Here is a 1,715-nt window from a genome sequence, read left to right as displayed (position 1 = left end):
ACTGGATCAGGCACACTTTCCGTGACTGGACCCCGATCAGTCGGCCAGCAGGAGGCGTTTGCGCAGGAGATCGGGGTTGGCACGGCCGTACATCTGCCGCTTGAGCATTTTGGTCCGGTTGACGTGCCCTTCGACGGGTCCGGAGCTGTAGGGCAGGGTGAGGCCGGCGGTGACGGCGTCTTGGTCGCGGCGTACCCCGGTGACGAAGGAGCGCAGGTCAGGCAGGTCGTCGCGGAATACCGCGTTGATCCATGCCTCCAGGTCCCGGCCGCGGCGGTTCATCATCATTTCGGCGAACTCACGCACGTGAACCCGGAGCGCTGCCAGCTGGAGAGACAAGGCGGTGAGTGTCTCGAGCTGGCGTTGCTCGCCAGGTTCGAGGTGGGCGGGGTTGCGCAGGAACCAGCCGGTGGCTTGGCGGACCGTGGGCGGGCGGGGCGAAGCCGGGGTGGGTGGTAGGCCGGCTCGCCAGGGGCGGACGTATTGGCGGACGGCGGTGCTGCTGCCGCGGTAGCCGTGATTGCGTAGTTCACGGCAGAGGAGTTCGGCGTTGGTGCATCCTTGCGTCCACCGCTTGCGCAGGTAGTCGTCATAGGCGTCCAAGGCCTTGGGGCGTTGGCCGGTGCCGGTGTGGACGAGTAGGTCTTCTGGGTTGCCGGCGCGGGCGAAGCGCCGGATGGTGTTGCGGCCGAGGTTCAGCTGACGGGCGATCTCCCGGACGCCGTGGCCTTGCTTCAGCAGAGCGTGAACGACGGCATGCCGTTCCCGGGTGCGGACGGCGATCCGGTCGTCGCGGTCGGCGGGTATCCGAGGCGGGGTGGGCGCCTGCGCAGGCGGAGCAGGTGTGGGCTGAGCGCTGATCGCGGGGACCAGGGACGGCAGGTGATGGCGATGCCGGGTGAGGGTGCGTTCGACGGCCTCGCCGAGGTTCCTCCACAGGTGCCAGCGATCTGCCACCTGGACCGCGTGTGGCGCGCCACGGGCCACGCCCTCGGCATAGGCGCTGGCCCGGTCCCGGCACACGATCTCGACGCCGGGGTGATCCTGCAGCCAGGCCGCAAGGGTGTCGGCCGTCCGGTCAGGAAGCACGTCGACCACCCTGCTGGTGGAGATGTCGATCAGGATGGTGCCGTAGGAGTGTCCTCGCCGGTAGGCGAAGTCGTCCACGCCGAGCACCCGTGGACCCGCTGCGAGGGGCGGCTCGGGCAGGCCGCGGATCAGTCTGATCAGTGTCGTCCGGCTCACTGAGGTGGCCAGGCGCTGGGTGAGGCGGGCCCCGGCGCGACCGCCCAGCGCCAGCGCAATCGCCCGCAACGCCCTGGCCGCTGGGATGCTGCGGCGGCCGTATCGCACCGTCAGGTCGGGGATCTGCTCGGCGAACGTCGCCCTCACGCAGGTGGCATTGCGACAGAAGAATCGGTGTACCCGCAGGTGGATGAGCAGTTCCTGGCCGCCGACTGCGGTGTCGGACAACCGCCGTTCGTAGTGACTGTGCCTGCGCCGCGACCGAACCCCGCAGTCCGGGCACGCGGCCTCCACGGTGCCGGTGCTGGCCCGGATCCGCACCGTCCTTCCCGCACGCAACACCTGGTCAATGCACACGCGGGCCAGGTGAGGGAACAAGACCGCGACCATCTCACTGATCAACACGCCGCAGATCGTCGCCATCGACAGGTGACCTACTGGCTAGAACACCTGAACCGTGACCAGCTCAG

General features: G+C 68.9%; 1 protein-coding gene. It reads right to left on the bottom strand.

What is annotated here, in order from left to right; genetic code table 11:
• Nucleotides 1-36: 36 nt before the first annotated feature.
• On the bottom strand, nt 37-1,668 hold the full coding sequence (locus tag HHX30_RS40195) for an ISL3 family transposase (protein ID WP_211593487.1): 1,632 nt from the start codon (nt 1,666-1,668) through the stop codon (nt 37-39).
• Nucleotides 1,669-1,715: the final 47 nt, after the last annotated feature.

Origin of the sequence: Microbispora sp. H10836 (assembly GCF_012999525.1) — a bacterium.
Lineage (GTDB): Bacteria > Actinomycetota > Actinomycetes > Streptosporangiales > Streptosporangiaceae > Microbispora.
This window is presented reverse-complemented; position numbering and strand designations above follow the sequence as displayed.